At 70.7% G+C, this 2,843-nt stretch carries 2 protein-coding genes; both read left to right on the forward strand.

Annotation, left to right across the window (positions count from 1 at the left end):
• Nucleotides 1–3 precede the first annotated feature (3 nt).
• On the forward strand, nt 4–996 hold the full coding sequence (locus DQW06_RS05270) for a DedA family protein (RefSeq protein ID WP_117198059.1): 993 nt from the start codon (nt 4–6) through the stop codon (nt 994–996).
• 212 nt (nt 997–1,208) lie between these two features.
• Complete coding sequence (gene lpdA, locus DQW06_RS05275) at nt 1,209–2,612, forward strand: dihydrolipoyl dehydrogenase (protein ID WP_013156354.1); 1,404 nt, start codon at nt 1,209–1,211, stop codon at nt 2,610–2,612.
• The last annotated feature ends 231 nt before the right edge of the window (nt 2,613–2,843 follow it).

Below are 2,843 nucleotides of genomic sequence, written 5' to 3' on the forward strand. Positions count from 1 at the left end.
ACGTTGAACAGCGACCGCCCCGGCACCGACGCCGAGTCCGGAGCCGGAACGGGTTCCGGGCCCGGGTCCGAGGCCGGAACCGGATCCGCGTCCGGGACCGCGCCCGCCGGTGAGGACTCCCCGCGCGCGGACGGCGCACCCATGTCCGCGGAGGAGCGCAAGGCCGCCGAGAGGGAGGCGCAGAAGGAGGAGGCCCGGGCCGCCCTGCGCGCGATCAAGCCCTGGGAGGGCAGGGCGACCCGGCAGGACAAGGCGCTGATGGCCGCCTTCGTCGGCGTTCCCCTCTTCTTCATGGCGCTGACGCCGGTCAAGCCCTTCCTGATCGCCCACCACCCGGTCCTGCTGGAGTTCGTCACCGGCAGCAACGCGGCGGTCGGCGCGGCCGCGGCGTTCGCGCGGATCGGGGAGATCCCCCTGTGGCTGGTCGTGGTCGCGGGAGTCGTCGGCAAGGTGAAGATCGACTGGCTGTTCTGGTGGGTCGGCAGGCGCTGGGGCCGCGGTTTCGTCAACCTCATCGCGCCGGGCGACAGGGCGCAGCGCTTCGCCGACCGGGCACAGGACATGAACCCCTGGATCATGCCGGTCGCACTCATCCTCAGCTACCTGCCGGGCGTTCCCACCGTGTTCGTCCTCGTCATCGCGGGCTGGACCGGGATGCGCCTGGTGCCCTTCCTCCTGCTGGACGCCCTCGGGGCACTGGTCCTCACCGCGTCCGTGGCCTCGGTCGGCTACGCGGCGGGCCAGACCGGGGTCGACATCGTCCTGCTGGTCGACAGGTACGCCCTCTGGTTCACCCTGGCCATCGTCGTCGTCATGGCCTTCGTCCCCGTGTTCAAGCAGAACCGCGCGCAGAAGAGGGCCAAGGCCGCCGAGGAGGCCGCGACCGCAGACGGGGCCGGGGCGGCAGAGGAAGCAGGGACCGCGGAGGAAGCCGAGGCCGTAGAGAGGGCCGGGGCGGTGCGGGGCGACGAGAGGGCGCGGGACCCGCGGGACTGACACCGCGGGACCGGCACCGCGGACCGGGGCCTCCCGCCGCCGAACGCGCGCGACCCGCTGCGACCAGGCGCTTCCACGGAAAGTACCGTGAAGGAAGCGGCTGGTCACCCACGCGCCGGGGGCACCCGACTAGGCTGGCGTTCGGCAATCCGACAACCCGGGCAAGCCGACTGCGCTGGGTGCGTCACAAACACACTCAAGGAGATCCCGTCATGGGACAGCGACACTTCGATCTGGTGGTTCTCGGCGCGGGCCCCGGCGGCTACGTGACCGCCATTCGCGCCGCCCAGCTCGGACTGAAGACCGCCGTCATCGAGGAGAAGTACTGGGGCGGGGTCTGCCTCAACGTGGGCTGCATCCCCTCCAAGGCGCTGCTGCGCAACGCCGAACTCGCCCACCTGTTCCAGAACGAGGCCGACTTCTTCGGCATCAAGGTCGACGGCAAGGTGGAGTTCGACTTCGGCAAGGCGCACAGCCGCAGCCGCGAGGTGGCGGACGGCCGGGTCAAGGGCGTCCACTACCTGATGAAGAAGAACAAGATCACCGAGCTGAACGGCCGGGGCACCTTCACCGACGACCACACCGTCGAGGTCAGCGGTGAGGACGGCGCCACCGAGACCGTCACCTTCGACCACGCGGTGATCGCGGCGGGCTCCTCCACCAAGCTGCTGCCCGGTACCGAGCTGTCCGAGCGGGTCGTCACCTACGAGGAGCAGATCCTCACCGACACCCTGCCGGAGAGCATCGTCATCGCCGGCGCGGGCGCCATCGGCGTCGAGTTCGCCTACGTCCTGGCCAACTACGGCGTGGACGTGACGATCGTGGAGTTCCTCGACCGCCTCGTGCCCACCGAGGACGAGGAGGTCTCCAAGGAGCTGGGCCGCGCCTACAAGAAGCTGGGCGTCAAGGTGATGACCTCCACCCGCGTGGAGTCGGTCGAGGACACCGGCGAGGGCGTGCGCGTCACCGTCAGCGGCGGCGGCAAGGAGCAGACCCTGGAGGCCGACAAGCTCCTCCAGGCCATCGGCTTCGCCCCCAACGTGGAGGGCTACGGCCTGGAGAAGACCGGCGTCGAGCTGACCGACCGGGGCGCGATCGGCATCGACTCCCGGGGGCGCACCAACGTCCCGCACATCTTCGCGATCGGCGACGTCACCGCCAAGCTGATGCTGGCCCACACCGCCGAGGCCATGGGCATCGTCGCCGCGGAGACCATCGCGGGCGCCGAGACCCAGGAGATCGACTACCGGTTCATCCCGCGCGCGACCTACTGCCAGCCGCAGATCGCCAGCTTCGGCTACAGCGAGAAGGAGGCGCGGGAGGCGGGCTTCGACGTCCAGGTCGCCAAGTTCCCGTTCATGGCCAACGGCAAGGCCCACGGCCTCGGGGACACGCGCGGTTTCGTCAAGATCCTCTCCGACGGCAAGTACGGGGAGTTCCTCGGCGCGCACATGATCGGCCCGGACGTGACCGAGCTGCTGCCCGAGCTGACCCTGGCCCAGCAGTGGGACCTGACCGTGCACGAGGTGGCGCGCAACATCCACGCGCACCCCACGCTCAGCGAGGCGGTCAAGGAGGCCGTGCACGGCCTGGCCGGTCACATGATCAACATGTGACGCACCGGCGCCCTCGGCCCCGCCGCCCCGGGAGGGCGGCGGGGCCGCGCCGTACCCGTGGGGGCGCCGCTCGTCGGAGGCGGGCCGCGACCCCTGCCACGGGCGCTCCGCGGACTTGCTAAGTTTCGTGTGTCCCCGCCGGATCCCCACCCCGAACTCCGGCGCTCCCCCGACCGAAAGCCATCCATGCGCCTGATCCCGTCCACTCCCCTGTCGTGCCTGGGCACGGCC

This window comes from Nocardiopsis sp. TNDT3, assembly GCF_003427465.1.
In the GTDB taxonomy this organism is placed as follows: Bacteria; Actinomycetota; Actinomycetes; order Streptosporangiales; family Streptosporangiaceae; genus Nocardiopsis; species Nocardiopsis dassonvillei.